The following is a 26,741-nucleotide window of genomic DNA, read 5'->3' as shown; positions in this document are numbered from 1 at the left end:
GTCGCGGACAATAAAAAACCGGCATTGCCTTCGCAAAGCCGGTTACGTCACGCAAACGGCCCTTTAGCGAATTGTTTAACGTGGCTGCAAGCCGACCGGCCAAATCACCACGGAACTGTCCCTGTCCTTCTAGAACCCGCCCGCCTCGCCGTCAATGCCGGCGGCCGGCACCACTGCCGCCCCTCGACATTGCCTGCCGTGGCTTGTATTTCCGCAGCGGCTTCCGGATGGAGGCGTTTTCGACGGATTTTGCAAAAATGAACCAGACATCTGATCAGGCACGTCCGACCCCGCGCGCGGGCATCATGGACATAGACGCCTACGTGCCCGGCAAGAGCACGGCGCCGGCCGGTGTCGCCAAGGTCCACAAGCTGTCGTCGAACGAGAATCCGCTTGGGCCCTCGCCGAAGGCGATCGAGGCCGCGCGTGAGGTCGCCGGCAAACTCGACATCTATCCCGATGGCACCGCCAGGCGGTTGCGCGAGGCGATCGCCGAGGTGCATGGCCTCAACGCGCAGAACATCATCTGCTCGAATGGTTCCGACGAGATCCTCGGCCTGCTGGCGCAGACCTATCTCGCGCCCGGCGACGAGGCCATGTTCACCGAACACGCCTTCATGGTCTACAAGATTTATATCCAGTCGGCGGGCGCCACCCCGGTGGTGGTCAAGGAGACCGACGAGCGCGCCGACATCGATGGGATGCTGGCGGCCGTGACGCCGCGCACGAAAATCGTGTTCCTGGCCAATCCCAACAACCCGACCGGCACCTACGTGCCGTTCCAGGAGGTGCGCCGGCTGCATGCCGGACTGCCGAAAAACGTGCTTCTGGTGCTCGACGCGGCCTATGCCGAATATGTCCGCCGCAACGACTATGAAGCCGGCATAGAACTTGTCGGCAGCGCTGAGAACGTGGTGATGACGCGCACCTTCTCCAAGATCGGCCTCGGCGGCGCGCGCATCGGCTGGATGTATGGTCCAATGCACATTGTCGACGCCATCAACCGCGTGCGCGGGCCCTTCAATGTCAATGCGACGGCGATCGAAGCCGGCATCGCCGCGATCCGCGACCGCGCCCATGTCGAGCGCAGCGTGGCGCATAACGAGACCTGGCTCGCCTGGCTGAGCGAAGAGATGACCGGGCTCGGACTGCGGGTGACGCCGAGCGTCGGCAATTTCCTGCTCATTCATTTTCCCGACGACCAGAAGCATTCGGCGGCGGCTGCTGATGAGTATCTGAGCGCGCGCGGCTATATATTGCGGCGCGTTTCAGGCTACGGCTTTCCCAACGCGCTGCGCATGACGGTCGGCACTGAAGAGGCCAATCGCGGCGTTGTCGCCGCGCTCACGACATTCCTGAAAAGCTAGAAACCATGGCATCTCCGATGTTTGAAAAAATCGCACTGGTCGGCATTGGCCTGATCGGTTCGTCGCTCGCCCGCGTCATTCGCCGTGAGGGTTTGGCTCGCCAAGTCGCCATCTCGACCCGCAGCGCGGCAACGCTCAAGCGAGCCGAAGAACTGGGCCTCGGCGATTCCTACACCACGGCTGCCAGGGAAGCGGTCCACGATGCCGATCTGATCATCGTCTCGGTGCCGGTCGGTTCGTCCGGCGCGGTGGCGCAGGAAATCGCGCCGGCGCTGAAAAAGGGGGCGGTCCTCACCGATGTCGGCTCGACCAAGGCGTCGGTCATCGCGCAGATGCAACCGCATGTGCCTGATGGCGTCCATTTCATTCCCGGCCACCCGCTGGCGGGCACCGAAAAATCCGGCCCGGATGCCGGGTTCGCCGACCTGTTCGACAATCGCTGGTGCATCTTCACGCCGGTACCGGGCACCGATCCGGAAGCGTTGGAAAGGCTCTCGGAATTCTGGCGCCGCTGCGGCGCCAACATCGACACGATGGACCCGCAGCATCACGACATGACGCTGGCCATCGTCTCGCATCTGCCGCACATCATCGCCTACAACATCGTCGGCACCGCCGACGATCTGGAATCGGTGACCAAGACGGAAGTGATCAAATATTCCGCCTCCGGTTTTCGCGATTTCACGCGTCTGGCCGCCTCCGATCCGACCATGTGGCGGGACGTGTGCCTGCACAACAAGGATGCCATCCTGGAAATGCTGGCGCGGTTCTCGGAGGATTTGGCCTTCCTGCAGCGCGCGATCCGCTGGGGGGACGGCGACAAGCTGTTCGACCTGTTCACCCGTACCCGCGCCGTGCGCCGCTCGATCATCGAAGCCGGCCAGGATATCGACGCGCCCGATTTCGGCCGCCAGGCGGTCGAGCACCCGGCAAAGAGCTAAGCTGTTTCAGGCCAGGTCGCTTCCATCATGGCGAGCGTCTCCGCCCGATCCGGCGCGCCCAGCCTGCCGCCGAAGCGCAGACATTTGAGCGCGGCGGCCGCACTTGCGAGACGCAAGGCCTGTTCGACCGGCATGGCTTCCGCCAGTCCGACGGCAAAGGCGCCATGAAAGACATCGCCGGCGGCCAGCGTGTCGACCGCCTTGATCCTCGGTGCCTTGACATGGCGGGCTGATCCAGCGCTTCGATCAAGCCACCAGGTTCCCGCCGCACCGCCGGTGACCGCGACGAAGGCATCGGTGCGGGAGGCAAGGTCGGTGCAGGCGGTCTCCAGATCCAGCGCGTGGCCACATATGATGCGGACTGCCGGTTCGGAGGCGACGATGTGCGAGGCCAGCGGCAATAATTGTTCCAGCACCGCAAGCGGCGCGGTATCGGCATCGAGGATAGCCGGCCGGCCAGCGGCGCGCGCCGCCTTCAGGGCCAGGGCAGCGGCACCCGGCCAGCGCACGTCGGCCAGAATGGCATCGAATGCCGTGACGTCGGTGAACGGCAAGGCGTCGGGATCAGCCTGAGCGCGTGTGTCGTAGAAAGGCACGATGATCCGCTCGCCATGCGCATCGACCAGGATCGAGGCCAGTGCCGAGCGCGCACCACTGACGCGGCGCACATGGCCGCAATCGACGCCCTCGGCCTCTATTCCCGCAATCAGCTGATCGCCGACCGGATCGTCGCCGGCGCTCGCCCATAGCGATACCTCAGCGCCGAGACGATGCGCGGCGCAGGCCGCGCTCGTGGCCATGCCCGAGGCGATCTGGATGCCGTCGGAGGCGATGAACTTTCCCTGATGATGGGGCAATGCATCGACACGCAGGATCGTATCCAGCGTCAGCGCCCCGACACTCAGGAGCTTCACGGGTCTTGCCATGGCGGGACTATTGCACCGGCTTGATCTTGCCCAGCGGGATGAAGCCGAGCGACGCCTTGCCCTTGACCACTTTCAGCGGCATCGACGGTTCGCTACCAAGCAGCGCCAGGGCGCCAAAACCCTGCTCGATCGCATTCTTCTGCTCGGGTATAGCCCCGGCAAGAATGGATGCCACGGCCTTGGGATCCTTGATCCTGATCATCAGATCGGCGTCGACCAGGCCCTCGGCATCGACCGAAAGCGACCCGGAAACGGTGACACGCGCCGTTCCCGACGACAGATCGAGGGTGCGGATTTCGATGCTCTGGCCGCGCAGGCTTTTCACCTGCGTGCCGATCACCGCGACGCCGTTCTTCAGTGTCACGTCGCCGCTGGCATCGAGCGCCGGCAGCACGCGCCCGCCGATCGCGTCGGGATCGATCTCGAGATCGCCAAAGCTGCCGACATAGTCGAGATTCCCGCCATTCGGCTGCAACTGGCCTGATGCCTTGCCGGCACTGAATAGTTCGACCGGATCTGTGTCGTCCGCCGGGTCGGTTTGGCCCGACAGGCCCTCGGCCTGCAGCGATATACGCCGCGGCAGCGGGTACCACAGTTTGACTTTGGCCTGCAGATTGTCCCAGTCGATCCAGAGCGGCATCATGCCCGGGACGGAGGTCCGGAGCGGACCGCGCAGACTGGCAACCGGCGACAAGGGTTGGACGATCTGGGCGGTGGCATTGAAACTACCGGCCGAGGCGGCGATGTTCTTGGCGTCGTCCTCGTAAGCGAGGTTGTCGCAAGAGACGGCAAAGCTCAGGGGATAGCCACCGACCTGGAGATTGGCGCAGCCGGCCTGGATGCCGCTTTTGTTGAGCGTGGCAACAGCCCTGTCGGCCTCGGACCTCACCCTGTCGGCCATATAGAACCAGCCGGCGCTGTAAATGGCGAACAGCACCAGGATGAACGCGGCAAGCCACCACAGGCGGCGACGGCTACGCGGTTGGCGTTCGTCACTTGACGTCATGCTTTGGCTCTCGTTAACGCATGGATGGTGTGGACGGATTCTCGATTCCGACAACACCAGGGGACAGAGACGAATAGGTAAACGGACACGGGCGGAAAAAACACCGGCTTCCGGTGCGGTGTTGCCATTCTTTTTGCAATCAGGCGCGTTGATATGGGCGATTTTTGGGTGTTCGGCTACGGTTCGCTGATCTGGCGGCCGGGTTTCGCGCATGTCGAGACACGACGCGCCCACCTGCATGGCTATCGCCGCTCGCTCTGCGTCTATTCCTTCGTGCACCGCGGCACGCGTCAGCGGCCCGGACTGGTGCTTGGCCTCGACCATGGTGGTTCCTGCGTCGGCCTTGCTTTCCGCGTGCCTGGCGAATTGCGCGACGAGGTCATTGCGTATCTACGCGAGCGCGAGCTCGTCACAAGCGTCTATCTCGAACGCACGCTCAAGGTGCGCCTCGACGGCGGCGCCGCGGTTGAAGCCATGGCCTACATCGTCGACCGCAGGCATGAGCAATATGCCGGGGCGCTGGATGCGGCGGATGCGGCGGCCCTGGTGCGCGGCGCAGTCGGCCGATCCGGCAACAATGAGGATTATGTGCTGAGCACGCTGAAGCATCTGGAAGCGCTCGATATCCGCGACCACTGGCTGGAGGATGTGGCGCGCCGGATAGCGACTTCGTGAAGCGCTGGCTCTGCGGAAAAAGGCGGCCAGGCCTTTGACCTCGATGCGGCAGGACCTAGGTTAGGCTCCGAACCCAGCCAGCGGGCGGCATCGCCCGGTCCCAATCATCACGGAGATCCGCCTTGCAGAAACGCCGTCTCGGTCGCACCGACCTTTCCATCGCGCCGCTGGTTCTGGGCGGCAATGTCTTCGGCTGGACCGCTGACGAGAAAACCTCCTTCGACCTGCTCGACCGCTTCGTCGGCGCGGGCCTCAATGCCATCGATACGGCCGACGCGTATTCGCGTTGGGTTCCCGGCAACAAGGGCGGCGAATCGGAAACCATCATCGGCAAATGGATGAAGGATCGTGGCAATCGCGACAAGGTCGTGGTGGTCACCAAGGTCGGCTCGGACATGGGGCAGGGCCACAAGGACCTGTCGGCCGCCTATATCGAAAAGGCCGTCGACGCATCGCTGAAGCGGCTGCGGACAGAATTCATCGACCTTTATCTATCGCACTGGCCGGATCCGACCACGCCCTATGAGGAAACCCTCGGCGCCTATGAGAGACTGCTCGCCAAGGGCAAGATCCGCTATGCCGGCTGTTCTAACCTCGATGCCGGTCAGTTGCGCGCGGCACTTGACGTCGCAAGCCTGCGCGGCTTGCCACGCTATGAGGTGCTGCAGCCGGAATACAATCTCTACGACCGTTCCTCCTTCGATGGCCCGCTACGCGACCTCTGCGTGGCCGAGGATATCGGCGTCATCACCTATTTCAGTCTGGCCAAGGGTTTTCTCAGCGGCAAGTACCGCACGGAAGCCGATCTCGGCCAGAGCGAGCGCGGGGAGGATGTCGGCAGCTATCTCAATCCACGCGGCATGCGCATTCTGGCGGCGCTCGACGCCGTATCCGCCAGGCATTCGGCCAAGCAGGCGGAAGTGGCGCTTGCCTGGGTTATCGCACGGCCAGGCGTCACCGCGCCGATCGCCAGCGCCACCAAGCCGAGCCAGATGGACAGCCTGATCAAGGCGGTGTCGTTGAAATTGAGCGCGGACGACATGGCCGAACTCGACAAAGCCAGCGCCTGAGGCGGCCGGCAGCGCGGGGCGCACGAACGTCCAAGACGATCCTCATGCCTTGCCATACCGTCCTTCGCACGGGGTGCAGGGCGGAGGATCAGATGGCCGGATCGCTTGTTTCGCAGCCGGAGCTTTGGCGCCAATTGCTTGCGCTGTTGCTGGCCGCCACCGTGGTCATGGGTAGCCCGGGGCCGGCGACGATAAGCGTCACCGCCGTTGGCGCCGCCTTCGGCCTGCGCGATTCGCTGCGCTACACCGGCGGCATCGTCCTGGGCACGATCGCCGTGCTGCTGGTCGTGGCGACCAGTGTCATGGCGGTGCTTGGGTCGATGCCGAAGCTGGCGCCGTTGCTGGTTGGCGCGTCCGCGGCCTACATCCTCTATCTCGCCTTCAAGATCGCCACCGCCCCGCCATTGGCGGTACGCGCCGCCGCCGCGTCGCGCCCGACATGGCTGGCCGGTTTTCTCCTCGCGGTGGCCAACCCGAAAGCGTATGTGGCGATCGCCGCCGTGTTCGCGGGTGCTTCGTCGAGCGCGGGCGATGCCGAGCTCCGGCTGTGGACGAAACTGACTGTTCTCGCGGTGATGATCGTTGTCATCCACGCCGTGTGGCTTCTTGCCGGTGCGGCGTTCTCGCGCTTCCTGCGCCGGCCTGTCGCCTCGCGGATCATCAATCTGGCTTTTGCCGCGACGCTGCTGCTGACCACGGCGCTGGCGGTGCACGGTTGACGCCTGGCCGGAGAGCCTTCAGGCCTTCGTGCCCAGCTCCCGAAGCCGCTTCACCGCCGTTGGCGGCAGGGCCGGCGGATTGGGGGCGCGCGATGCCTCGACGAGAAGCTGGTCACAGGCAGCCTCGGTCTCGCCGATCAGCCGCGCCATGAACTCGTCCTTGCCCAGACCAGGCGGTATGGGCGGCAGGAAACGCGCCTTGACGGTCCCGGGATAGCGCAGGAACTTGCGGCGCGGCCAATAGAGGCCGGCGACATGGGCGACCGGCACCACCGGAACGCCAAGCTGGGTGTAGATTTCAACGATGCCGTATTTGTAGGCCGGCTCGTCGCCCGGCGCCCGGCGCGTGCCCTCGGGATAGATGATCAACTGGCGCGGGTTGCGCGCCATCTCTTCCTTGGTCGCTGCGACCACGGCCTTCAGCGCCTTGGAGCGGCTGCCGCGATCAACCGGGATCATGCGCATCTTCAAGATATACCAGCCGAAGAACGGGATCCAGGTCAGCTCGCGCTTCAGGATGTAAAGCGGGTCCTGGAGGTAAGGAAAGAAGGCGATAGCGTCCCAGAACGATTGGTGCTTGGGCGCCAGGATGAAGGAGCCCTCGGGCAGGTTTTCCTGCCCGGTGATGTCGTTTGTCGTTCCGGCGATCTTGTCATAGAGCCACATTGAGGTGCGCGACCAGAATTTCGGCACGAACCAGGCGCGGTGGCGGGGCGACAGGAAATAGTACGGGGTCCAGAGGATCATCTGAACGATCAGATTGACGTAGAAGACGAAATTGAACGCCAGCGATCTGACATAAAGCATGGGGGAGGTCCGGTGAGGAAGTGTGCGTTGGTTACACCAAGCGCGGGAAAAAAGGAAACGGTGCGATACTGCCCGTACTACCAGGTCGCCTGCGCCAGCCGTTCCCTCAGGCGTGGGGCGGCGAAGTCGAGGAAGGCGCGCAATTTTACCGGCAGCCGACCCTGGCCCGCATGCACCAGGTTTACCGGCCAAGGCTCGGGTTCGAAATCCCTGAGCACGGGGCGCAGTGTTCCTGATCGTACGGCGGCGACGATCTGGTAGGAAAGCACCCGGGTCAACCCGACCCCGGCGATCGCCGCTTCAGTCGCCGCCTCAGCGGTGTTGACCCGAAGCCTTGAGCGGACCGGTACGACAAAATCAGCCTTGTCCACGGTGAAGGTCCAGGTGGCAAGCGAGCCAAGGCCCTCGAAGGTGATGCAGCTGTGCGTATCGAGCTCTCCCGGCGTCCCAGGAATGCCGTGTCCGGCCAGATAGGCCGGGCTTGCGCAGACAACATGACCGATCAAGCCGACCCTGATGGCGACCATCTGCGAATCCGGCAGCCTGCCGATGCGGACGGCGAGGTCGATATGGTCTTCGGCCAACTGGCTTATCCTGTCGCCGAGCGTGAGGCGGATATCCACCAGCGGATAGGCGGCGAGGAACTCGGTGACAACCGGCAACACGTGAAGGCGGCCGAAGACGATCGGCGCGGTGATGATCAGTTCCCCTGTCGGGGCGCTGTATTCGCCGCCGGCGGTGCGTTCGGCGTCTCCGACCTCGTCGAGAATGCGGCGGCAGGCAGCGAGATAGGCATGGCCCGCATCGGTCAGTGTCAGCCGCCGCGTCGAGCGGTTCAACAGGCGTGTCTTCAGGTGGCGCTCCAGATCGGAGACCTTGCGGCTGACCGTTGCCAGCGGAACGTCCGAACGGCGAGCGGCGGCGGAAAGGCTGCCGCCTTCTGCTGCCGCGACGAAAAGGGACATGGCTTCGAGACGATCCATCAGTTCTTCCAGAAAATGGAAGGGTTGATTGCAAATATGGCATCTACATCCCCAAGATGGAAGGCTGCATATAGGCGGGGTACCTCAACAAGGCAATCTCCATGCCCCGCATTACCACGCCTTCGTCCATCGCAAACGCTCCCGCCGCCGCGCTGCCCCTGCTGCAGGCGGTGGAAAAACAGCTTGGTGTCGTCCCGAACCTGTTTCGGATGGTCGCCAACAGGCCGGCCGCGCTAGAAGGCTATCTCGGCATGATGGGAGCCTTGGCCAAGGGCCGGCTGCCGGCGGCGACGCGCGAGCGCATCGCACTGGCGATCGCCGAGATCAATGGCTGCAACTACTGTCTGTCCGCCCACACCTATCTCGGCAAGACACTCGCAAGGCTCGACGCCGCCGAGATGATCGCCAACCGCCATGGCTGCTCCACGGATCCCAAAGCAGCCGCGGCGGTGCGTTTTGCCGCCAGAGTAGCGCAAAGCCGCGGGGATGTCGGCCAGGAGGATCTCGCCGCTGTCAGGCTCGCGGGCTATGACGACGGGGAGATCATCGAGATCGTCCAGCATGTCGCCCTGAACGTCTGGACCAACTATATCAACGAGGTTGCCCAGACGGAGATCGATTTTCCGGTTGTTTCCGCCCGCGATGCTGCCTGAATCCGGAAAAGGGGCGAACGGTGCCCGCCGGCCCCAACCCGTCATGCCGCAGAGGAAATCCCATGTCTGAGAGCCGCCCGCCGCTTCCGCCCTTCACCGCCGAGACGTCAGCACAGAAAGCACGCATGGCCGAGGATGCCTGGAACTCGCGCGATCCTGCGCGGGTGGCGCTCGCCTATACGGCGGACAGCCGTTGGCGCAACCGGGCCGAGTTCCTGCAAGGCCGCGATGCGATCCAGGCGTTCCTGACGCGCAAATGGGTACGCGAACTCGACTACCGGCTGATCAAGGAGGTCTGGGCCTTCCACAGCAACCGCATCGCCGTGCGCTTCGCCTATGAATGGCACGACGACAGCGGCTCATGGTTCCGCAGCTACGGCAATGAGAACTGGGAATTCGACGAGCACGGGCTGATGCGGCTGCGCATCGCCAGCATCAACGACCTGCCGATCGCCGAGGCCGAGCGCAAATATCGCTGGCCTCTCGGCCGGCGGCCGGACGACCATCCGACGTTGTCGGAGCTCGGCCTTTAGAAACGTTTCATGCAAGGAGGTTTCGATGAACGCACACGCTTTTGCGAGCGATGTCGCCTTCACGCCGACGGTCAAGGCGATCCAGGCGCGTAAGGGCTCGCGTCAGTCCTACGCCCGCGTCGAGGAGCGCGGCGGCTGGCAGTCGGCGATCTCACCGGACCTCGCCGCCTTCATCGAAATGCAGACCAGCGTCTTCCTGTCGACGGCCAATGGCGACGGTCAGCCCTACATCCAGCACCGCGGCGGCCCTGCCGGCTTTCTCAAGGTGCTCGACGAGAAGACGATCGGCTTCGCGGATTTTTCCGGCAATAAGCAGTTCATCACGCAGGGCAATCTGGCCGACAATCCGAGGGCCTTCCTGTTCCTGATCGATTACATGATGCGCCAGCGCATCAAGATCTGGGGCACGGCACGCGTTGTCGAAAACGACGCCGGGTTGACGGCGCGGCTAATGCCGCCGGACTACAAGGCGCGTCCCGAACAGGTCATCCTGTTCACCGTCTCGGCGTGGGATGCCAATTGCCCGCAACATATACCGCAGCGCTTCGAGGCGGCTGATGTGGCGGCGGCGCTTGGCGAGCGCGACCGGCGCATCCAGGACCTTGAGCAGGAGATCGCGCGCCTCAAGGGCGTTTCAGGGGCTGGCGCCAAGCAATGACACGGGCTCAGCCGCCGGCGGCGGTCTCGGCCAGCGCGATGCCGTCGGGCGTCGGCTTCACCGGGATAATGCCGCGAGCTAGCGCCAGCAGGTATTTGGTGTATTCGGTGAAAAGCACGCGTACCGCCCGCGGCTTGGTCAGCCAATTGCCATTATCCAGGTTGGAATTGACCACCGGGTAGGGTTCGAGCTTGGCGCCATGCAGCAGCCGGCCCATCTCCAGCAGGCTGCGCGGCATGTGATAATTGTTGGTGACCAGGATCACAGTGCCATAGGCGTGGTTTTCCACCCATTTGGCGCTTTCCTCGGCATTGCCGATCGTGTCGAGCGCGGCGCGGTCGATGTCGACGCAGCAGGAAAACAGCTTCTTGTCGCCGCCGGTCGCCGCCTGGAGTTGGCGACGGCTGGCGGAGGGATGCACGCCGCTGATCAAAAGCCGCTCCCCTTTGCCGGAAGCCAGCAGCTCCATCGCCGCGTCGAGGCGCGACTGGCCGCCGGTCAGCACAATGATGGCGTCGGCCTTGGCCGGGTTGGCGGGCGTGGTCAAATGGCTGACCTTGCTGGCAAACCAGCCGAAGCCGCCAGCGAACACTGTTGCGAGCACAAACAGGGAGACAGCGGAAAGACGCAGGGCGGTCCTTAAATGGCTAATCCTGCGATGGCCGCGCCAACGGGCAACCACCACTGGCAACTGTCCAGCCGTCCCGGTCGAGTCCCGCACGTCCATAGCCATATGGTTAATCCCGAAATGCGGCCTTTGATAGGTAAAAGACACACTTTGCGTTACGCGAATTCTCCATCCGTGATCGCGCTCTTTCCATCCACGCCAAGACGAATTCCTTTCATGCGTCGGGTTGGCGAACGTCGATGTCGCTGAGATAGGCGACCACGGTGGCGTGCGAAGTTGCCGCCGTCAGCGCGCCAATCACCAGCACCATCAGGACGACACCTAGGTAACCCGCGGAGCCGATGGCGAAGTTGCCGAACAAAGCGGTCGCCTGATCGGCCTGCGGCGTTGCCATATTGCGCGACGACCACCAGGAAAAAACGATGAAGACGAGCACCGCCGCGGCTCCGCCGGCGGCCGCGCCCTTCATGCCGGTGACCAGGAAATGCCGGCGGAATTCGCGCGCGATGAAGCGCGCTTCGGCGCCGACGAAATGCAGCACCTCGATGATGTGGCCGTTGCCGTCCATGGCGCCACGGGTCGCGAACACCACGGTCAGCACCGTTGCCGACAGCATCAGGGCCAGAACGGCGACGCCGATGGTCACCGTGGTGCGGGCCATGGCCACCAGCCGGTCGACCCAGGTGCGGTGGTCGTCAAGCGATGCACTCGGCAGCTTCGGCGTGATCGCGGCGCGCATGGCGGCGAAGTCCGGCGGACTGTTCTCGTCGATGGTGACGATGATCAGCCGCGGCACCGGCAGTTCGTCGATGTTGAGGCCCGATCCCAGCCAGGGCTCCAAGAGCCTGGCGGTCGCTTCGCGGTCGATGATCCGGGTCGATTTCACGCCGGGGAATTCGCCGGCGATCTGTGAGGCCTGGCTAAGCGCTGCCTCCATGTCGAGGCCGTCGGCCGGCTTGATCTGGATGGTCGCCTCGCGCGAGATCTGGTTTTCCCAAACCGAGGCCGTGTCGCGCACCAGCGTCACCGCGCCGAAGGTCAGGCAGGACAGGAAGGTCATGATAGCGATGACCAGCACCAGGGCGCGGCCGGCAATGTTCTGCGCGGGCACGATCGGCGCCATCTTGCGCTGGGCGCGCGGTCGTGCCTCGACCGCCTCGGCATCCTGCTCCTCGAAATGGTCAGCCGGTAGCTCAGTCATAGATATCAAGCCTTCCGCCGGCCAGGATCATGCGGCGCGCGTCGACCTGTTCCATAAGGCCAAGATCGTGGGTCGCGATCACCACGGCGGTGCCGAGGCGATTGAGTTCGATGAACAGCCGCAGCAGCCGCCGCGCCAGCGGCGGATCGACATTGCCGGTCGGCTCGTCGGCCAGCAAGATCTCCGGCTGCTCGATCAGGGCGCGCGCGATCGCGGCGCGCTGCTTCTCGCCGCCTGACAGAACCGGCGGCAGCACATGCATGCGTTCGCCGAGCCCCACCCATTTCAACAGTTCGGTGACATCGGTGCGGTAGCTCGCTTCCTCGCGCCCGCGCACGCGCAATGGCAAAGCAACATTCTCATAGGTGGTCATGTGGTCGAGCAGGCGAAAATCCTGGAACACCACGCCGATGCGCCGCCGCAGATGCGGCAGTTCGGTGCGTGAGATGCGCGAGCGGTCCTTGCCGAAGATGGTGATCAGTCCACGCGTCGGCTTCAGCGACATGAACAAAAGGCGCAGCAACGTCGTCTTACCGGCACCCGAAGGCCCGCTCAGGAACTGGAAGGAGCGCTCCGGTATGTGCAGAGAGATGTCGCGGAGGATTTCCGGACCCATGCCATAGCGGAGGCCGACATTTTCGAAGCGAATCAATTTCGGCGACCTGAAATTCCTGCCGGCGGCGAGCCGGCCTGTTCTGCGAAAAGACCATCGGCCGGCATGGTTAACCAGCGGTTAATTCCTGGGTTGTTTCGGCTTGTCACGACAGCTCCGGTGGGGAAGCGTTAACCATTTGTGTTTACGCAAAAGAAACGAAAAGCGAACAGGTGCAATACTGGCCATGATGGCTGACCAGCGAACCGCGCGCCCGGTTTCCGGCGAAATCATGACCGATCCACCGGCAATTGCCGTGGCGGACCGGATCGTGCGCGGTCCGGCGGCCGATATCATCGATGCCGACTATGAAGTGATGCCGCGCCTTGCTCCTGCGGTGGAAAACGATTCACCACCGCCGCGTGCGATCGTCACCCCGCCCATCGAGGGCATGGACATGCTGCGCAAGCCGGAAGCGCCAGCGAAACGGCCGCCGGCATCACGTGGAGGGCCGATCTTCTGGATCGCCGGCGTCGGTGCCGCTCTTGCCGCCTTCTGGGTGTCCGGCGGCCATGCGCTGGTGCGCCAGGCGCCGTTCCTCGCCGGCGCGCAAGCGTCGGCGCTGACCATTTCAGGCGTCTCGTCACGTGTCGACGCCTCCGGCACGAACCCGGTGCTGTTCGTCGATGGGGAGGCCGCGAACGACGGGACGGGCCCCGCGACCCTGCCGCCGCTCGAGATCCGGGTGACGGGCAAAGACGGGCGCACAACCCGCTATACGTTGGGGACATCCGGCCGCTTGCTGGCATCCGGCGAAAGATTCGGCTTTGCCAGCCGGCTCGACATGCCTAAGAACGGCGTAAGAACCGTTTTGGTTACTTTCGCCGAGTAGGCGATCACCGGGGAAGACCATCTATGCCCATCGTACGCGGCAAGGACATCGAAGTCCTTTTTTCGGCATCGGCGATCGCGCGGCGCAATCTCGAACTCGCCAAGGAGATCGCCGGGCATCACTATCACGATCTCTTGGTGATTTCGGTGCTGAAGGGCTCGTTCATCTTCGCCGCCGACCTGATCCGGGCCATGCACGATGTCGGCCTGTCGCCGGAAGTCGAGTTTATCTTCATCTCCAGCTATGGCGCCGGCACCACCAGCGGCGAGGTGAGGGTGCTGCGCGACATCGACAACGAGGTTGCCGGCCGCGACGTGCTGTTGATCGACGACATTCTGGAATCGGGCAAGACGCTGAGCTTCACCCGCGACCTGATGCTGTCGCGTGGCGCGAAGAGCTGTTCCATCGCCGTGCTGCTCGACAAGCGCATGCGCCGCCAGACCGCGCTCAATGCCGACTATGTCGGCTTCGACTGCCCCGATTATTTCGTCGTCGGCTACGGCATGGATGTCTCGCATGCTTTCCGCGAACTGCCGTTCGTAGGCGTCGTCAAGGGCGACGTTTGAGCGGCTTCCAAAAAGACTTGGCGACCGGTTCCGCTTTCAGGAAAAGTCAACTTTTGCCCGGCAAATATGCCGGCCATGGCAAAGCTTCTGATCGTCGAGGACGATGAGTCCGTCCGCACCCTCGCAGCCCGCGCGCTCGAACGCGCCGGCCACGCAATCGATATCGCCGCCGACGGCGCGCAAGGTCTGGCGTTGATCAAGGCCGCGCATGGCGGTTATGATCTCGTCGTCTCCGACATCCGTATGCCGGAGATGGATGGCATCGAGATGGCGGTTGCGGCCGCGGCGCTTTTCCCGTCGATGAAGATCATGCTGATGACCGGCTATGCCGACCAGCGCGAGCGCGCCGAGGAATTGAACGGCATTATCCTCGATGTCGTGCAAAAGCCCTTCACGCTGGCCGAGATCCGTTCGCGCGTCGAACGGGCGCTGATCTGCTTCGCCTGATCAGGCCGGATCCCTGGCGACAAGCGCCGGCGCTGGGCTGGTTCGCCGGTCGGTGTTGAGCGCCAGCAGGCCGGCGCCGATGATGAGCGCCGCGCCGATCACGGTCGTCGGGCGTGGTACCTCGGTGAAGAACAGGAAACCCCACAGCGGCGACCACAGGATGCCGGTATATTCGAAGGTGGCGACGCGGTTGGCCGGCGCCAGCCGGTACCCCTGCGAGAGCAGGATCATGCCGGCGGAGGCGACGAAACCGCACGCCGCCATCTTGAGGAAATCCGGCAGTGTCGGCCAGATCCACGGCCGCACCAGGAATTCGAGGCTCGGGTGGACGGCGTGGTTTATGCCGGCGAGGTGGAACGTGCCGGCGACCACGACCGCGCCGGTCAGATAGGCGCCGTTCTGGTAGAAGGCCATCACGGTGGAGGATTCGGTGTTGCCGATCTTGCGGGCCATCAATTGCGAAAATCCGTAGAGCACAGCCGAGCCCAGCGACAGCAAGGCCGCCCAGTCGAACAGTCCGGCGCCGGGGCGCAGCATCACCAGGACGCCAAGCATGCCGATCAGCACGGTTGCCAGCGTCTGCCGGGAAACGCGCTCGCCAAGATAGGGGCCGGCCATCGCCATGATGCAGAGCGGCGCCATGAAATAGAGCGCCACGGCGTCGGCCAGCGGCAGGGCGGCGATGGCCAGGTAATAGACGGTGTAGGACGTGAACTGGATGAAGGCGCGCATGGTCAGCATGCCGAAGCGCCGCGACAGGATGGCACGGAGCCCGACATCGGCATGGACGAGAAGGATCAGGATCGGCAGGGCGATGATCGAGCGGATCGCCATCACCTCGCTCACCGGGTAGCCGCTCGACACGGCTTTGACGAGCGGGTCCTGCAGCGAGAAGACCAGCACGCCCAGGCACAGGCTCAGGATGCCGCGCACCATCCTATTCTGCATCCGCGTTCAGGCTCCCGCGCATCCGATCCGGCGACCCTCTCCAGATCAAAAAGAACCCGCCACCGTTTTCGGGCAGCGGGCACGAGTGAGGACTCTTTGATTGGTCCGCTGCCGATTTCGCGGCCGCATGTCCAATGGGTGAGGCGACTATCGCCCGGTGTTTGACATGTTGCAAACGAATTGGAATGATACCAGCAATCAACTTTTCTTATGACGGATGCGATGCGGCCAACCCTCGACAGCGATCTCCTGCGCACCTTTGTCGCCATCGCCGAGGCCGGCAATTTCACGAGGGCCGCCGAGCAGGCCGGCCGCACGCAGTCGGCCGTATCGATGCAGATGAAGAAGCTCGAAGAGCTGGTCGGCGACAGCCTGTTCGAGCGCGGTTCACGTGGCGTCGCCCTGACGCGGCGTGGCGGCGAACTTATCGTCAATGCCCGCCGCATCGTCGCGCTGCTCGACGAGACGGCGGCGTCAATGGCGGCGGCGCCGCTGGGCGGGCCGGTGCGCATCGGTATTCCGGAGGAATATGGCCACGCCATCCTGTCGCGCGCGCTCGGCGCTTTTTCGAAACGCCACACACAGGTCGAGGTCACCGTGCGGTATGCGCATTCAGGCGCCCAGATGGCAGCGCTCGCCGCCGGCGAACTCGATCTCTGCGTGGTGTTCGAATGGCAGGACCCGTCAGGCGGCGAGGTGCTTATGCACGATCCGACGGTGTGGGTGACATCGGCCCTGCATTACATGCACGAGGAACGGCCGGTGCCGATCGCGCTCTACAACCGGGCCGGCTGGTGCAAGGATTTTGCCGTCAAATCACTTGAGCAGCGCGGTCTTGCCTATCGTGTCGCCTATACCAGCGACACCACCGGCGGCCTCAAGCTCGCCGTCACCTCGGGGCTGGCGATTGCGCCGATCTCACGCAGCAACATTCCGGCCGGCTGTCGCGAACTGACATCCGCGGACGGCTTTGGCGATATCGATTCCTCGAATGTGGTGATGCACCGCAACCCGAATGCCTCCGGCGAGGCGATCGACGGCATGCAAGAGGCTATCCGCGAGGCGTTCTCCAACGGGCAAGGTCAGTCTCTCACATCCTCATAGAAGGTCAGGCGGTTGCCGAACGGGTCGGCGACCGTGATCTCCTTCGTCTTCCAAGGCGTCTGCTCCAGCCCCGGCCTGGCAAAGCGGTACTTCCTGGCGGTCAACTCGTGGTGCAGCCCCGCGATGTCCGCCGTCTCGATCCGGATGTGAGAGCCCGGCGCGCCGTCGCCATGATGTTCGCTCAGATGCAAGATGCAGCCGTCGCGGGAAACGCCTGTGTAGAGCGGCGCGTTGTCGTCGAAGCGGTGTTCGAACTGCACTTCGAAACCGAGAAAGCCGAGATAGAATTCATGCGCCTTGGCGATGTCGAAGATGCGCAGGATGGGGTAGTCGCACCGAGTTTTGGCATGGTATTGCAGCCGTTCGATAGGGCTTTCGGGTGGGGTGGAGGTCGGACAGCAATCCCTATTTCAGCTCCAGCAGCCGTTCCAGATAGCTGCGCTCGATGTCCGGGCTGAGCGCGTTGCCGAGCCGCTTGCGGATCGCTTCCAGGATCTGGCGGGCGCGCTGCACATCGATCTCATCGGGCACTTTCACCGAATCGCCGAAATCAGGACCCTGGCTGGCGCGCGGCCGGCCGAGCGGGTCGCGGTCGGCGTCCTGCTGACGACCGCCTTGCTGGCTGCCGCCCTGGTCGCCCTGCATGGCCTGCATCTGCTTCATCATGTCCTTGGCGCCCTTGCGCAGCGCCTCGAGTGCCCGGCCCTGGTGGCCGACCGCCTCGTCGCCCTGGCCCTCGCCAAGCGCCTGCTCGGCGCTGCCCATGGACTTGCCGGCCTCGCCAAATCCTTCATTGGGCTCCATGCCCATGCCTTCGAGGGCCTTCTTCAGCTGCTCGAGATCGCTCTTCAGCTGGCCCTGGCCTTCCTGCAACTGCTTCAGCGCATCGGCGAATTCCTGCGGCGTCATCGGCTTCGGCCTGGCAAGCGGATCGCGGTCCTGCCCAACGCCTGGCTTGTCCTGGTCCTCGCCACCGCCCTGGCCAAGCTGCTCGTCGCGGTTCTCGCCACGCTGGCGCTCGCCGCGCTGCATCTGGTCCATGCGGAACGTGTCGTTCATCATCTCCTGCTGGCGCCGCAGGATCTCGCCGAGCTTGTCCATCTGCTGGCGCATCTGGCTGTCCTGCTCACCGCCCTGCTGCTGGCGGCCGGCCTGGAGGTTGTTCATCATGTCCTGCAGCTGCGACAGCAATTGCTGCGCCTTGTCGCGATCGCCCGACTTGGCCAGGTTCTCGATCTGGTCCATCATACGGTCGATATCGCTCTGGCGCAGTTCCTGGCCGTTCTGCTGCATTTGCGGCGCGTTCGGGTTCTGCTTGGCGCGTTCGGCGAATTCCTGCAGGAACTGGTTCATAGCCTCGCGTAGTTCCTTCATCGCCTTCTCGATCTCGGCGTCGCTGGCGCCGTTCTTGATGGCGTCCTGCAGCGCCTGCTGCGCTTGGCGCAGCCGCTTTTCGGCGGCCGAGAGGTTGCCCTCCTCGATGCCGAGCGCGATCTCCCAGAGATAAGCGACCTCGCTGCGCAGCTGATCGTCGTTGCCGGCCAGTTTCAGCCGGCTCATCGCGCTCATGATGGCGAGGTAGTGGGACATGTTGTCGAACGTGTCTTCGGGCCGCAGCGTGATGGCGTCCATCAGGTCGAGCACGTGCGGCTTGGCATTGGCGTCGAGTGCGAGCAGGCGGCGCTGTTCGATCACGGCGCGCGCCAGCGGGTTGGCGAACGGCCGCTCGGGCATCACCAGCGTCTTGGTTTCGCTGGACGCGGTGTGTCCGGCATCGTCGGTGGCGACCAGCGTCAGCTTGATGCTGCCGCCGGCCCAGACATGCTCGGTCAGATCCTTCGTGGTGCGGGCGGCATTCGCCTTGCCGCCGCGGCGCGGCAGCGTCAGCGGCATGTCAGGCGGACCATAGAGCGGATGCGCATCTGGCGCCTGCGGATCGGCCAGCGCGAACACCGCCTTGGCGGTGGCGGCGCCGTAGTCGTCGTCGATCTGGTAGTTGAGCTCGAAGGCGCCGTTGGCGGCGCGCTTGGGCTCGCCGACGAAGCGGATCTGCGGCGGCTTGTCCGGCAGCACGGCAAAGGCCCAGCGGGCAAGCTGGTCGTCGCCCGACTTCAGCGTCAGCGTGCCGTCGCCAGTCAGCTTGCCGATGAACTGGCGTATCGTCGAGGATGAGGCGGGGGCCGGCACCGCCGGGCTTGCCGCCGGCTTGGCGACGGCTTGCGGGTCGATAGAGCGCGCGTTGCCATCCTTGTCGGCATAGGCAAGCGTTTCCTCGCCCGATCCACCGGTCACACGCAGCGAGACATCGCTGCCTTCCGGAATGGTGAAGGTCGGCGTCGCCTGGTTGGCATCAGCGGTCAAGAAGATCGGCGGCTTGCCGGTATAGGCCGGCGGCGTCACCCAGGCGTCGATGCGCGGCGGCACGGTGTCGAGTGTGCCGTGTGCGCTGAAACCGTCTGCTATCCTGCCGCCGGTCGGCCCGAAGGAGAAGGCGAAGGCGGTGACCAGCAGGAGCGCCGCCACGGCGCGAAGTCCCCAGGGGTCGCGCTCCGGCACGCGCGTGCGCGGCAGGTCGGCGCCGAGACTGTCGAGCTTTCCCGCCATGCGCTTCTGGTGCTCGCGCCAGAGAGCCTGCGAGAAACTGCTTTCCTGGCCGCTGGGCCGGTCGCTCTGCACCTGTACCGGGCTGTGCAGCAATCTGTTGGCGGCCTCGATGCGACGATCGACCTCGGCAGCACCAGGCATGCGGAAAAAGCGCAGCGGATAAAGCGCGGCCAGCCCCGCCAGGCCGAAAACGGCGATAAGGCCGATGCGTGCCGCTTCCGGCAGCCGGGGGAAAATACCGAACCAGGAGACACTGAGGAACAGGCTGGCAACAACAATGAGCGGGAGCAGCAGCGGCCAGCCGCGCTCGACGGTCATCGCGACGCGCGTCGCCATCCGGCTCAAGGCAAGGCGTCCGGCCAGGCCGCGATCGTTGCTGAAGATGGGTCGTTGCGTCATCGGCCCTTCCCAGAGCCTGTTCCGCCCTGAAAGGACCGGAATGGGGCTCTATCTCTTTGAGCATGATCTGTTCCGAAAACCGGACCACTCTCGGGGATCATGCTGCGAGGCGGGGCGGGATAGCCCAAGCCTCACGACTCGAAGAATACCAGCAAACACGGCAAAGGCGAGGCAGTTTGAGAAAACGTGAAGCCTGCCGAAATGGTTGCAATCAGAAATTGGCGGGGTTCGCGTTGGCGCCACAGACCAGCACGGCGATCCGTTCGCCCGGCGCCGGCGCGTAGCGGCCGGACAGGATCGCGGCGAAGGCGGCCGCACCACCTGGTTCCGAGATGATGCGCACGCTGTTCCAGAGCGCCTTCTGGGCGGCGATGATGTCGTCGTCGCTGACCAGGATGGAGCGTTCGACGAAGGCTTCGGCGATCGGGAACATCATTTCGCCGACGCGCTTCGGCGCCAGCGAATCGGCGGCGATACCTTCGGCCGGCGCGTCGACCGGATGGCCGGCCTCGAAAGCGCGATGAAGCGTCGGCGCGCCCTCGGGCTCGACGGCGACGATGCGGATACGGCCGGCGTACCAGGCGGCGACGCCGCCGATCAGGCCACCACCACCGACGGCAACCAGCAGCGTGTCGATCTCAGGCAGATCGTTTTCGATCTCAAGCCCGAGAGTGCCCTGGCCGATCAGCGTTTCCTCCTGGTTGAAGGCGTGGATCTGCAAGGCGCCGGTTTCCTCGGCGAAACGTTCGCTGGCGGCCAGCGCCTCGGCATAACGGGCGCCGCCGACGACGAGGTCGGCGCCATAGCCGCGAATGCGGTCGAGCTTGGCCTGCGGGCTCACTTCGGGAACGAAGATGGTCGCCTTGTGGCCAAGCCGCATGGCGGCGTAGGCGACAGCGGCGCCATGATTGCCGCCCGATGCGGCGACGACGCCGGCCTCGGGAACCGGCCGCTCCAAAAGATTGGTGAAGGCGCCGCGCGCCTTGAACGAGCCGGAATGCTGCAGGCATTCGAGCTTGAGGTCGACCGCCAATGGCGGCCGGTCGAAGTCGGCCATGTCGACGCGCAGCACCGGCGTGTGCCTGATATAGGGGCGGATGCGCGGTTCCATCGCGGCGATGCGTTCGCGTGTGATGGTGTTGTCCTGCGACATCAAGATCTCCTCGGGATTGACAATAATTAGTAACTTGGCAAAATGCCTAAATGCAAGAGGTTGATGTCTTCAAGGCGATCGCCAACGGACGCAGGCTGCAGATTCTCGACTGGCTCAAGGATCCGCGTGCGCATTTCCGGGCACAGGCGGATGGCGATCTGGTCGAGGACGGCGTCTGCGCGTTGCTGATTGCCGAGAAGCTCGGCATCACGCAGGCAACGCTTTCCGAGCATATGCGTGTGCTTACCCAGGCCGGCCTGCTCAGAACCAAGCGCATCAAACAATGGACCTTCTACCGCCGCGACGAGGACAGGATCGCCAACGCAAGGGCGCTCATCCAGAACCGGCTATAGCGTCGCGGCCAGGCGGCTTTTATGCAAGCCAGTCTGGCACCGAATCCAGCCCGATCAGCTCCTCATAGGTCAGCCGCGGACGCACGACGTGGAAACGGTCGCCGTCGACCAGCACCTCCGGCACCAGCAGGCGGGTGTTGTAGGTGCCGGCCTGGACCGCGCCATAGGCGCCGGCGGTGGAAACGGCGACCAGATCGCCCGCCTTCAGCCGGGGCAGGTCGCGATCGAGCCCGAGATAGTCACCGGTCTCGCAGACTTGGCCGACCACGTCGACCATCATGCGCGGCCTGTCGGCGGGCGGCTGCACGACCGGCCTGATCTCGTGGAAGGCGTCGTAGAGCGTCGGTCGGATCAGGTCGTTCATGGCGGCGTCGACGACGAGGAAGTTCTTGGCGTCGCCTTCCTTCACGAAAATCACTTCCGAGACCAGGATGCCGGCATTGCCGACGATCAATCGGCCTGGCTCGAACATCACCTTCAGACCCAACTTGGTGACATGCTTGCGGACGATCTGGGCATAGGCGTCGGGCAAGGGGGGCGGGTTGTTGTCGACGCGGTAGGGAATGCCGAGGCCGCCGCCGAGGTCGATATGCTCGATGGCGTGGCCGTCGCCTCGCAGCGCGCCGACCAGGTCGACCAGCAGGGCGAAGGCGTCGTCGAAAGGCTGCAGTTCTGTGATCTGGCTGCCGATATGGGTATCGATGCCGGTGATCTTGATGCCGGGAAGCGTTGCCGCGCGGGCATAGACCTGGCGCGCACGCTGCCACGGAATGCCGAACTTGTTCTCGGCCTTGCCGGTTGAGATCTTCTTGTGGGTCCTGGCGTCGACATCGGGATTGATGCGCAGCGAGACCGGCGCCATCTTGCCGAGAGCCGAGGCGCGGGCCGACAGGAGTTCGAGTTCCGGCTCGGATTCGACGTTGAAGCAGAGAATGCCGGCTTCGAGCGCAAAGTCCATTTCACGCGCCGTCTTGCCGACACCGGAGAACAGGATCTTGCTGGGCGGGACGCCGGCGGCCAGTGCCCGGCGCAATTCGCCCTCCGAGACCACGTCGGCGCCGGCGCCGAGCTTGGCCAGGGTCCGCAGCACCGCCTGGTTGGAATTGGCTTTCATGGCGTAGCAGACCAGCGTGTCGAGCCCGGCAAAGGCCTTGACGAAGACACGGTAGTGCCTGCTCAAGGTCGCCGTCGAATAACAGTAGAACGGCGTGCCGACCTGCGCGGCGATATCAGGGATCGCCACGTCCTCGGCATGCAGCACGCCGTCGCGGTAGTCGAAATGGTTCACGAGAGTGGTTCCGGAAGTTGGGGCACGATGCGATCGGGTTTGGAAAGACCAATCCCGCCTTCATCGGAGCTAGATCAGCGGGTCGAGGATGAACTTCTTGTCCGCGACCGGTTTTTCCGGTTCCGGCGGCACGGGCTGGTGGGCCTTCTCGGCATCCTTGCGTGCCTGGACGGCCGCCTCGTAGGGCGTGTCGAGACCGGCCTTGCGGCCGCAGGCGGTCACGAAGGCAAGCGCCGCAAGCAGCGTCAGCGTTACCAAAATCCTGCTTCCGGTCATCGATCCATCCGTCCGAAACGTTTGCCAGCCGCCGCTTTTAGCCGAGTTCTCAGCGCATTGCACCCCGGATATTGCTGATCGCAATATCGGGATATTGCTGATCGCAATATCCGGCATCACGCCTTGGCGATGCGCTTTTTCCAGGCGCGTATCTGCTTCCGCACTTCCGATGGCGCGGTGCCGCCGAAGCTGGTGCGGCTCTTGACCGAGTTCTGCACCGCCAGCACCGAGAATATGTCCGCCGAGATGCCTGGGTTGATCGATTGCAGATCCTCCAGCGAAAGCTTCTCCAGGCTAACCTTCTTGTCTTCGGCCAGCGCCACCGCGCGGCCGGTGACATGATGCGCCTCGCGGAACGGCAAGCCCAAAGTGCGCACCAGCCAGTCGGCGAGGTCGGTGGCGGTGGCGTAACCGGAGCCGGCAGCCTTCTTCATCGCGGCGGCATTGACCGTCATGTCCGAGACCATGCCGGTCATCGCGGCAAGCATCAGGTCGAGCGTCTCGGCGGCATCGAACACCGATTCCTTATCTTCCTGCATGTCCTTGCCATAGGTCAAAGGCATGCCCTTCATCACCGTCAGCAGGCCGACCAGATGGCCGTTGACGCGGCCGGTCTTGCCGCGCACGAGTTCGGCGGCGTCGGGGTTCTTTTTCTGCGGCATGATCGAGGAGCCGGTGGAAAAGCTGTCCGACAGCCTGATGAAGCCGAATTGCGGCGTCGACCAGATGATGATCTCCTCCGCGAGCCGCGACAGGTGCGTGGCGCAGATCGCGGCCATGGCGAGGAACTCCAGCGCGAAATCGCGGTCGGAGACGCTGTCCAGCGAATTGCGCATCGGCTCGCGGAAACCGAGCGCCCTGGCGGTCTGATGGCGGTCGATCGGGAAGCTGGTGCCGGCAAGGGCCGCGGCACCGAGTGGGCTCTCGTCCATGCGTTCGATGGCGTCGCGAACGCGCGACAGGTCGCGCGCGAACATCTCGACATAGGCCATGCAGTGATGGCCGAAGGTTACCGGCTGCGCCGCCTGCATATGGGTGAAGCCCGGCATGACGGTCGCTGCATGTTCCTCGGCTCGCGCCAGGAGGGCCATGATCAAGCCTTTCAACGCCTCGGCGACATGAAAGCATTCGTCCTTGACCCAGAGCCGCAGATCGACAGCCACCTGGTCGTTGCGCGAGCGGGCAGTGTGCAGCCGGCCGGCCGCCGACCCGATAAGGTCGGCGAGGCGGGCCTCGACGTTCATGTGGATGTCTTCCAGCCGCGTCGAAAACTCAAAGCTGCCGGCTTCGATCTCTTTCAGGATCGTGTTCAGTCCGTGAGCGATTTTTTCTTGATCGGCCGCCGAAATAATGCCCGTTTGCGCCAGCATCTCGCTATGGGCGATCGAGCCTCTTATGTCCTGCGCATAGAGTTTGCGGTCGAACGAGATCGACGCGTTGATCGCTTCCATGATCGCGGCCGGACCCGAGGCAAATCGTCCGCCCCACATCTGGTTGCTGGTCTTCTTGTCGCTCATGGCTATAACCCGTGCTTCGGAGCAGTTTTGAGAAAATGGCAGACGGAAACAGATTTTTCCCGGCCCCGCGCCTAATCCTCGCCGCCCTGGTGGCGGGAGCGCTGGCCGGCGCGGTCGCGGTATATGTCAGCGAGAGCCGGTCTGGCAACAACGCCGCGACCCAAGTGGCGGCGGGCGACAGCAAAGACGACGTCGCCTGCGCCGCCAAGAGCGACCGCGCCAAGAAGATCGCGGCCGCGGCCACCGGCGAGGTCGCGGCACTTTTGCCGGCCGATCCGCCGCAGTCGATGAGGAGCCTCGCCTTCAACGGCCCGGACGGCAAGCCGATGACGATCGCCGACCATGCCGGCAAGACGGTGCTGCTCAACCTGTGGGCCACATGGTGCGCGCCATGCCGTGCCGAAATGCCGGCGCTCGACGCGCTGCAAAAGGAGAAAGGCAGCGACGCCTTTCAGGTCGTCGCCGTCAACGTCGATGCCGGCGACGATGTGAAGCCGAAGAAGTTTCTCGCCGATACCGGTGTGCACACGCTCGGCTACTACCGGGATTCGACGATGACGCTGTTCAACGACCTCAAGGCGCGCGGTCTGGCGCTCGGCTTGCCCGTAACCATGCTGATCGATGGCGAAGGCTGCCTGATCGCCCGTATGAACGGTCCGGCCGAATGGTCGGGGCCCGACGCCAAGCGGTTGGTCGAGACGGCGCTCGGGTCGTGAGCAATCAGGCCGAGTGAACGCTCGGCTTGAGCAATATGAGCCTGACATCCTGGCGGTCGGTGCGCATCGCAATGCGCTTGCCGTGACCGGCGGTCAGGTCTCGTCAGCTGCTCCACCCGCATTTCATCACCCCTTTAGCCGGATAACCATGACGACCTTTACGTTCTCGAGAGCCGCCCTAGCTACCTAGAGCGCCGGTGTGACGTTTTCATGCCGGCGCCACCGCCGAGGGGGAGGAAAGACCAGCTGTCCACAGGCCCGGGAGGCCACAACAGAACTGTCACATACCTTCTCTAAGAGAGCGGGCAAGGACTTGCGCAAGACCCTTGTCAACAGTCATTCAAGAGGGAAGAAACCATGACGATCATCAAGCGGGGCCTCGCTGCCCTTGCCGCAGGCGCGCTCAGCACCGCGCTGGCGGTTCCTGCCTTTGCGGAGCCGGTAAAGTTCGACTTCTGGTTCGGCCTGTCGGGCGACCTCGCCCGCGTCGTCGACACGCTGTGCAAGAACTTCAACGCCTCGCAGAAGGATTATGAAGTCGTCTGCACCAGCCAGGGCAATTACGACGCCACGCTGCAGAACACCATCGCCGCCTTCCGCGCCGGCAAACAGCCCGCCGTCGTGCAGGTCTACGACGTCGGCACCGCCACGATGATGCTGTCGGGCGCCTACAAGCCCGCCGACAAGCTGATGGAAGAAAACGGCTACAAGATCGACTACGCCGACTATTTCCCAGGCATCGCCCGCTACTACGCGACCTCGAAGGGCGAGATGCTGTCCTTCCCCTTCAATTCCTCGACCGCGCTGATGTACTGGAACAAGGACGCCTTCGCCAAGATCGGCAAGACCGAGGCGCCCAAGACCTGGGAAGACGTCGGCGCCGACCTGCAGGCGATGAAGGACGCCGGCTATGAATGCCCGATGGCGATCAACATCTCTGCCAATGAAAGCTGGCAGCTGATGGAGCAGTTCTCGGCCATCCACAACCAGCCGATCGCCACCAAGAACAACGGCTATGACGGTCTCGACGCGCGTCTGGAAGTCAACAAGACCAAGTTCGTCCAGTACGTCACCGATCTCAAGAAGTGGTATGACGCCGGCCTGATCAAGATCAAGTCCAAGGATCTCGGCCAGGATATGGTCCAGGCCTTCGCCTCAGGCACCTGCCAGGTGATCATGACCTCGGTCGGCGATCACGGCACGGTCGGCAAGACGCAGAAGGAAGGCATGAAGTGGGATGTCGCCGAACTGCCGGCCTATGCCGGTACCGAGCGCAAGAATTCGCTGGTCGGCGGCGCTTCGCTGTGGGTGCTCTCCGGCAAGTCGGACGCTGAGTACAAGGGCGCGGCCGCGTTCCTTAACTTCATCCACGACCCCAAGACCGCTTTGTTCTGGTCGACCAACACCGGCTACATCCCAGTGACCAAGTCGGGCTTCGACTACATGAAGTCCACCGGCTTCTACGACAAGGCGCCCTACAAGGGCCGTGAAGTCGCCATCGCCAGCCTGACCGCGTCGGAGCCGACCGAAATCACCCGTGGTATACGCCTGGGCAACTTCACCCAGATCCGCGCCGAGTTCGGCGCGCAGATGCAGGCGATCTTCGCCAACAAGGTCAGCGTGCAGCAGGGCCTCGACACGCTGGTCAAGAATGGCGACGCCATCCTCGACCGCTTCCAGCAGACCTATCCGGGCAAGACCCTGCCCTGATTTCGAAGA

General features: G+C 64.0%; 29 protein-coding genes and 1 riboswitch. Of the genes, 15 read left to right on the top strand and 14 right to left on the bottom strand.

Annotated elements, in window-relative coordinates:
- Positions 1-43: 43 nt before the first annotated feature.
- Positions 44-121, bottom strand: a riboswitch (SAM riboswitch).
- Positions 122-257: 136 nt separating this feature from the next.
- Both hisC and FJ941_RS04255 read left to right on the top strand, forming a co-directional pair.
- Positions 258-1,367, top strand: a complete 1,110-nt coding sequence (gene hisC, locus FJ941_RS04260; RefSeq protein WP_140503316.1) for a histidinol-phosphate transaminase — start codon at positions 258-260, stop codon at positions 1,365-1,367.
- Between the two features lie 5 nt (positions 1,368-1,372).
- Positions 1,373-2,308 carry a prephenate/arogenate dehydrogenase family protein gene (locus FJ941_RS04255; protein WP_181166620.1) on the top strand — a complete coding sequence of 312 codons (936 nt, stop codon included), beginning with the start codon at positions 1,373-1,375 and terminating at the stop codon, positions 2,306-2,308.
- Here FJ941_RS04255 and FJ941_RS04250 read toward each other — a convergent pair.
- Together FJ941_RS04250 and FJ941_RS04245 are read right to left on the bottom strand one after the other, a co-directional pair.
- Positions 2,305-3,234 (bottom strand): sugar kinase, encoded by a 930-nt coding sequence (locus FJ941_RS04250; RefSeq protein WP_140503314.1) that lies wholly within the window; start codon positions 3,232-3,234, stop codon positions 2,305-2,307. The genes FJ941_RS04255 and FJ941_RS04250 overlap by 4 nt on opposite strands.
- A gap of 7 nt (positions 3,235-3,241) precedes the next feature.
- The gene (locus FJ941_RS04245; RefSeq protein ID WP_140503312.1) at positions 3,242-4,240 is read right to left on the bottom strand and encodes a DUF2125 domain-containing protein; all 999 of its coding nucleotides are present in this window, start codon (positions 4,238-4,240) and stop codon (positions 3,242-3,244) included.
- A 153-nt stretch (positions 4,241-4,393) separates the two neighbouring features.
- Between FJ941_RS04245 and FJ941_RS04240 the strand changes: the two genes are divergently transcribed.
- The 3 genes from FJ941_RS04240 (at position 4,394) to FJ941_RS04230 (ending at position 6,704) form a co-directional block, all read left to right on the top strand.
- Positions 4,394-4,915: a gamma-glutamylcyclotransferase gene (locus FJ941_RS04240; RefSeq protein WP_140503310.1), complete on the top strand. Its 522-nt coding sequence runs from the start codon at positions 4,394-4,396 to the stop codon at positions 4,913-4,915.
- 122 nt (positions 4,916-5,037) lie between these two features.
- Positions 5,038-5,985 (top strand): aldo/keto reductase, encoded by a 948-nt coding sequence (locus tag FJ941_RS04235; protein WP_140503309.1) that lies wholly within the window; start codon positions 5,038-5,040, stop codon positions 5,983-5,985.
- Positions 5,986-6,077: 92 nt separating this feature from the next.
- Positions 6,078-6,704, top strand: coding sequence for a LysE family translocator (locus FJ941_RS04230; protein ID WP_140503307.1), 627 nt, complete (start codon positions 6,078-6,080; stop codon positions 6,702-6,704).
- Positions 6,705-6,722: 18 nt separating this feature from the next.
- On the opposite strand, the gene FJ941_RS04225 is transcribed toward FJ941_RS04230, so the two are convergent.
- Both FJ941_RS04225 and FJ941_RS04220 read right to left on the bottom strand, forming a co-directional pair.
- The gene (locus FJ941_RS04225) at positions 6,723-7,511 is read right to left on the bottom strand and encodes a 1-acyl-sn-glycerol-3-phosphate acyltransferase (protein WP_140503306.1); all 789 of its coding nucleotides are present in this window, start codon (positions 7,509-7,511) and stop codon (positions 6,723-6,725) included.
- A gap of 77 nt (positions 7,512-7,588) precedes the next feature.
- A complete protein-coding gene (locus FJ941_RS04220; RefSeq protein WP_140503304.1) occupies positions 7,589-8,494 on the bottom strand; it encodes a LysR family transcriptional regulator in 906 nt (301 codons plus the stop codon).
- A gap of 101 nt (positions 8,495-8,595) precedes the next feature.
- On the opposite strand from FJ941_RS04220, the gene FJ941_RS04215 reads away from it, so the two are divergent.
- From FJ941_RS04215 to FJ941_RS04205, 3 genes are all read left to right on the top strand, one after another.
- Complete coding sequence (locus FJ941_RS04215; protein WP_140503303.1) at positions 8,596-9,147, top strand: peroxidase-related enzyme; 552 nt, start codon at positions 8,596-8,598, stop codon at positions 9,145-9,147.
- A gap of 62 nt (positions 9,148-9,209) precedes the next feature.
- On the top strand, positions 9,210-9,680 hold the full coding sequence (locus tag FJ941_RS04210; protein WP_140503302.1) for a DUF1348 family protein: 471 nt from the start codon (positions 9,210-9,212) through the stop codon (positions 9,678-9,680).
- Positions 9,681-9,705: 25 nt separating this feature from the next.
- Positions 9,706-10,338, top strand: a complete 633-nt coding sequence (locus tag FJ941_RS04205; protein WP_140503300.1) for a pyridoxamine 5'-phosphate oxidase family protein — start codon at positions 9,706-9,708, stop codon at positions 10,336-10,338.
- A 7-nt stretch (positions 10,339-10,345) separates the two neighbouring features.
- Here the strand turns inward: FJ941_RS04205 and FJ941_RS04200 are convergent, their stop codons facing one another.
- The 3 genes from FJ941_RS04200 to ftsE form a co-directional block, all read right to left on the bottom strand.
- Complete coding sequence (locus FJ941_RS04200) at positions 10,346-11,071, bottom strand: YdcF family protein (protein ID WP_140503298.1); 726 nt, start codon at positions 11,069-11,071, stop codon at positions 10,346-10,348.
- Positions 11,072-11,180: 109 nt separating this feature from the next.
- Positions 11,181-12,167: an ABC transporter permease gene (locus FJ941_RS04195; RefSeq protein ID WP_140503296.1), complete on the bottom strand. Its 987-nt coding sequence runs from the start codon at positions 12,165-12,167 to the stop codon at positions 11,181-11,183.
- A complete protein-coding gene (ftsE, locus tag FJ941_RS04190; protein ID WP_010911739.1) occupies positions 12,160-12,819 on the bottom strand; it encodes a cell division ATP-binding protein FtsE in 660 nt (219 codons plus the stop codon). Before ftsE ends, FJ941_RS04195 begins: the two co-directional genes overlap by 8 nt.
- A gap of 187 nt (positions 12,820-13,006) precedes the next feature.
- Here ftsE and FJ941_RS04185 point away from each other — a divergent pair, with 187 nt between their 5' ends.
- The 3 genes from FJ941_RS04185 to FJ941_RS04175 all read left to right on the top strand — a co-directional run bounded on the left by FJ941_RS04185 (position 13,007) and on the right by FJ941_RS04175 (position 14,664).
- Complete coding sequence (locus FJ941_RS04185; RefSeq protein ID WP_140503294.1) at positions 13,007-13,651, top strand: hypothetical protein; 645 nt, start codon at positions 13,007-13,009, stop codon at positions 13,649-13,651.
- Between the two features lie 23 nt (positions 13,652-13,674).
- The gene (gene hpt, locus FJ941_RS04180; RefSeq protein ID WP_140503292.1) at positions 13,675-14,217 is read left to right on the top strand and encodes a hypoxanthine phosphoribosyltransferase; all 543 of its coding nucleotides are present in this window, start codon (positions 13,675-13,677) and stop codon (positions 14,215-14,217) included.
- A 75-nt stretch (positions 14,218-14,292) separates the two neighbouring features.
- Positions 14,293-14,664 carry a response regulator gene (locus tag FJ941_RS04175; protein ID WP_181169709.1) on the top strand — a complete coding sequence of 124 codons (372 nt, stop codon included), beginning with the start codon at positions 14,293-14,295 and terminating at the stop codon, positions 14,662-14,664.
- Here FJ941_RS04175 and FJ941_RS04170 read toward each other — a convergent pair whose 3' ends face one another.
- A complete protein-coding gene (locus FJ941_RS04170; protein ID WP_140503289.1) occupies positions 14,665-15,612 on the bottom strand; it encodes a DMT family transporter in 948 nt (315 codons plus the stop codon).
- A gap of 222 nt (positions 15,613-15,834) precedes the next feature.
- Here FJ941_RS04170 and FJ941_RS04165 point away from each other — a divergent pair, with 222 nt between their 5' ends.
- Positions 15,835-16,716 carry a LysR substrate-binding domain-containing protein gene (locus tag FJ941_RS04165; RefSeq protein ID WP_140503287.1) on the top strand — a complete coding sequence of 294 codons (882 nt, stop codon included), beginning with the start codon at positions 15,835-15,837 and terminating at the stop codon, positions 16,714-16,716.
- Here FJ941_RS04165 and FJ941_RS04160 read toward each other — a convergent pair.
- The 3 genes from FJ941_RS04160 to FJ941_RS04150 form a co-directional block, all read right to left on the bottom strand.
- On the bottom strand, positions 16,695-17,021 hold the full coding sequence (locus FJ941_RS04160; RefSeq protein ID WP_246673687.1) for a glyoxalase superfamily protein: 327 nt from the start codon (positions 17,019-17,021) through the stop codon (positions 16,695-16,697). The genes FJ941_RS04165 and FJ941_RS04160 overlap by 22 nt on opposite strands.
- A gap of 100 nt (positions 17,022-17,121) precedes the next feature.
- Positions 17,122-19,719 (bottom strand): TIGR02302 family protein, encoded by a 2,598-nt coding sequence (locus tag FJ941_RS04155; RefSeq protein WP_140503284.1) that lies wholly within the window; start codon positions 19,717-19,719, stop codon positions 17,122-17,124.
- A 211-nt stretch (positions 19,720-19,930) separates the two neighbouring features.
- On the bottom strand, positions 19,931-20,872 hold the full coding sequence (locus tag FJ941_RS04150) for a threonine/serine dehydratase (RefSeq protein ID WP_140503282.1): 942 nt from the start codon (positions 20,870-20,872) through the stop codon (positions 19,931-19,933).
- A 50-nt stretch (positions 20,873-20,922) separates the two neighbouring features.
- Here FJ941_RS04150 and FJ941_RS04145 point away from each other — a divergent pair, with 50 nt between their 5' ends.
- Positions 20,923-21,225 carry a metalloregulator ArsR/SmtB family transcription factor gene (locus FJ941_RS04145; protein WP_140503280.1) on the top strand — a complete coding sequence of 101 codons (303 nt, stop codon included), beginning with the start codon at positions 20,923-20,925 and terminating at the stop codon, positions 21,223-21,225.
- 19 nt (positions 21,226-21,244) lie between these two features.
- Here FJ941_RS04145 and lysA read toward each other — a convergent pair whose 3' ends face one another.
- The 3 genes from lysA to argH all read right to left on the bottom strand — a co-directional run bounded on the left by lysA (position 21,245) and on the right by argH (position 24,306).
- Positions 21,245-22,513 carry a diaminopimelate decarboxylase gene (lysA, locus tag FJ941_RS04140; RefSeq protein WP_140503278.1) on the bottom strand — a complete coding sequence of 423 codons (1,269 nt, stop codon included), beginning with the start codon at positions 22,511-22,513 and terminating at the stop codon, positions 21,245-21,247.
- A gap of 69 nt (positions 22,514-22,582) precedes the next feature.
- Entirely contained in the window at positions 22,583-22,789 is a 207-nt protein-coding gene (locus FJ941_RS04135; RefSeq protein ID WP_140503276.1) for a lipoprotein, read from the bottom strand.
- Between the two features lie 116 nt (positions 22,790-22,905).
- Positions 22,906-24,306: an argininosuccinate lyase gene (argH, locus tag FJ941_RS04130; RefSeq protein ID WP_140503274.1), complete on the bottom strand. Its 1,401-nt coding sequence runs from the start codon at positions 24,304-24,306 to the stop codon at positions 22,906-22,908.
- Positions 24,307-24,341: 35 nt separating this feature from the next.
- Here argH and FJ941_RS04125 point away from each other — a divergent pair, with 35 nt between their 5' ends.
- Both FJ941_RS04125 and FJ941_RS04120 read left to right on the top strand, forming a co-directional pair.
- Entirely contained in the window at positions 24,342-25,022 is a 681-nt protein-coding gene (locus FJ941_RS04125; RefSeq protein ID WP_140503272.1) for a TlpA disulfide reductase family protein, read from the top strand.
- A 357-nt stretch (positions 25,023-25,379) separates the two neighbouring features.
- Positions 25,380-26,732, top strand: a complete 1,353-nt coding sequence (locus tag FJ941_RS04120; protein WP_140503271.1) for an extracellular solute-binding protein — start codon at positions 25,380-25,382, stop codon at positions 26,730-26,732.
- Positions 26,733-26,741 lie beyond the last annotated feature (9 nt).

The organism is Mesorhizobium sp. B2-3-13 (assembly GCF_006442195.1).
Taxonomy (GTDB): domain Bacteria; phylum Pseudomonadota; class Alphaproteobacteria; order Rhizobiales; family Rhizobiaceae; genus Mesorhizobium; species Mesorhizobium salmacidum.
Note: the sequence above shows the minus strand (reverse complement) of the source record. Positions and strands in the feature narration are given on the sequence as shown.

Excerpts from the sequence above, each read along its gene's own strand:
- hisC (WP_140503316.1), top strand. The coding sequence starts at position 258 with ATGAACCAGACATCTGATCAGGCACGTCCGACCCCGCGCGCGGGCATC.
- FJ941_RS04255 (WP_181166620.1), top strand. The coding sequence starts at position 1,373 with ATGGCATCTCCGATGTTTGAAAAAATCGCACTGGTCGGCATTGGCCTG.
- FJ941_RS04250 (WP_140503314.1), bottom strand. The coding sequence starts at position 3,234 with ATGGCAAGACCCGTGAAGCTCCTGAGTGTCGGGGCGCTGACGCTGGAT.
- FJ941_RS04245 (WP_140503312.1), bottom strand. The coding sequence starts at position 4,240 with ATGACGTCAAGTGACGAACGCCAACCGCGTAGCCGTCGCCGCCTGTGG.
- FJ941_RS04240 (WP_140503310.1), top strand. The coding sequence starts at position 4,394 with ATGGGCGATTTTTGGGTGTTCGGCTACGGTTCGCTGATCTGGCGGCCG.
- FJ941_RS04230 (WP_140503307.1), top strand. The coding sequence starts at position 6,078 with ATGGCCGGATCGCTTGTTTCGCAGCCGGAGCTTTGGCGCCAATTGCTT.
- FJ941_RS04225 (WP_140503306.1), bottom strand. The coding sequence starts at position 7,511 with ATGCTTTATGTCAGATCGCTGGCGTTCAATTTCGTCTTCTACGTCAAT.
- FJ941_RS04220 (WP_140503304.1), bottom strand. The coding sequence starts at position 8,494 with ATGGATCGTCTCGAAGCCATGTCCCTTTTCGTCGCGGCAGCAGAAGGC.
- FJ941_RS04215 (WP_140503303.1), top strand. The coding sequence starts at position 8,596 with ATGCCCCGCATTACCACGCCTTCGTCCATCGCAAACGCTCCCGCCGCC.
- FJ941_RS04210 (WP_140503302.1), top strand. The coding sequence starts at position 9,210 with ATGTCTGAGAGCCGCCCGCCGCTTCCGCCCTTCACCGCCGAGACGTCA.
- FJ941_RS04205 (WP_140503300.1), top strand. The coding sequence starts at position 9,706 with ATGAACGCACACGCTTTTGCGAGCGATGTCGCCTTCACGCCGACGGTC.
- FJ941_RS04200 (WP_140503298.1), bottom strand. The coding sequence starts at position 11,071 with ATGGCTATGGACGTGCGGGACTCGACCGGGACGGCTGGACAGTTGCCA.
- FJ941_RS04195 (WP_140503296.1), bottom strand. The coding sequence starts at position 12,167 with ATGACTGAGCTACCGGCTGACCATTTCGAGGAGCAGGATGCCGAGGCG.
- FJ941_RS04185 (WP_140503294.1), top strand. The coding sequence starts at position 13,007 with ATGATGGCTGACCAGCGAACCGCGCGCCCGGTTTCCGGCGAAATCATG.
- hpt (WP_140503292.1), top strand. The coding sequence starts at position 13,675 with ATGCCCATCGTACGCGGCAAGGACATCGAAGTCCTTTTTTCGGCATCG.
- FJ941_RS04175 (WP_181169709.1), top strand. The coding sequence starts at position 14,293 with ATGGCAAAGCTTCTGATCGTCGAGGACGATGAGTCCGTCCGCACCCTC.
- FJ941_RS04170 (WP_140503289.1), bottom strand. The coding sequence starts at position 15,612 with ATGCAGAATAGGATGGTGCGCGGCATCCTGAGCCTGTGCCTGGGCGTG.
- FJ941_RS04165 (WP_140503287.1), top strand. The coding sequence starts at position 15,835 with ATGCGGCCAACCCTCGACAGCGATCTCCTGCGCACCTTTGTCGCCATC.
- FJ941_RS04155 (WP_140503284.1), bottom strand. The coding sequence starts at position 19,719 with ATGACGCAACGACCCATCTTCAGCAACGATCGCGGCCTGGCCGGACGC.
- FJ941_RS04150 (WP_140503282.1), bottom strand. The coding sequence starts at position 20,872 with ATGTCGCAGGACAACACCATCACACGCGAACGCATCGCCGCGATGGAA.
- FJ941_RS04145 (WP_140503280.1), top strand. The coding sequence starts at position 20,923 with ATGCAAGAGGTTGATGTCTTCAAGGCGATCGCCAACGGACGCAGGCTG.
- FJ941_RS04135 (WP_140503276.1), bottom strand. The coding sequence starts at position 22,789 with ATGACCGGAAGCAGGATTTTGGTAACGCTGACGCTGCTTGCGGCGCTT.
- argH (WP_140503274.1), bottom strand. The coding sequence starts at position 24,306 with ATGAGCGACAAGAAGACCAGCAACCAGATGTGGGGCGGACGATTTGCC.
- FJ941_RS04125 (WP_140503272.1), top strand. The coding sequence starts at position 24,342 with ATGGCAGACGGAAACAGATTTTTCCCGGCCCCGCGCCTAATCCTCGCC.
- FJ941_RS04120 (WP_140503271.1), top strand. The coding sequence starts at position 25,380 with ATGACGATCATCAAGCGGGGCCTCGCTGCCCTTGCCGCAGGCGCGCTC.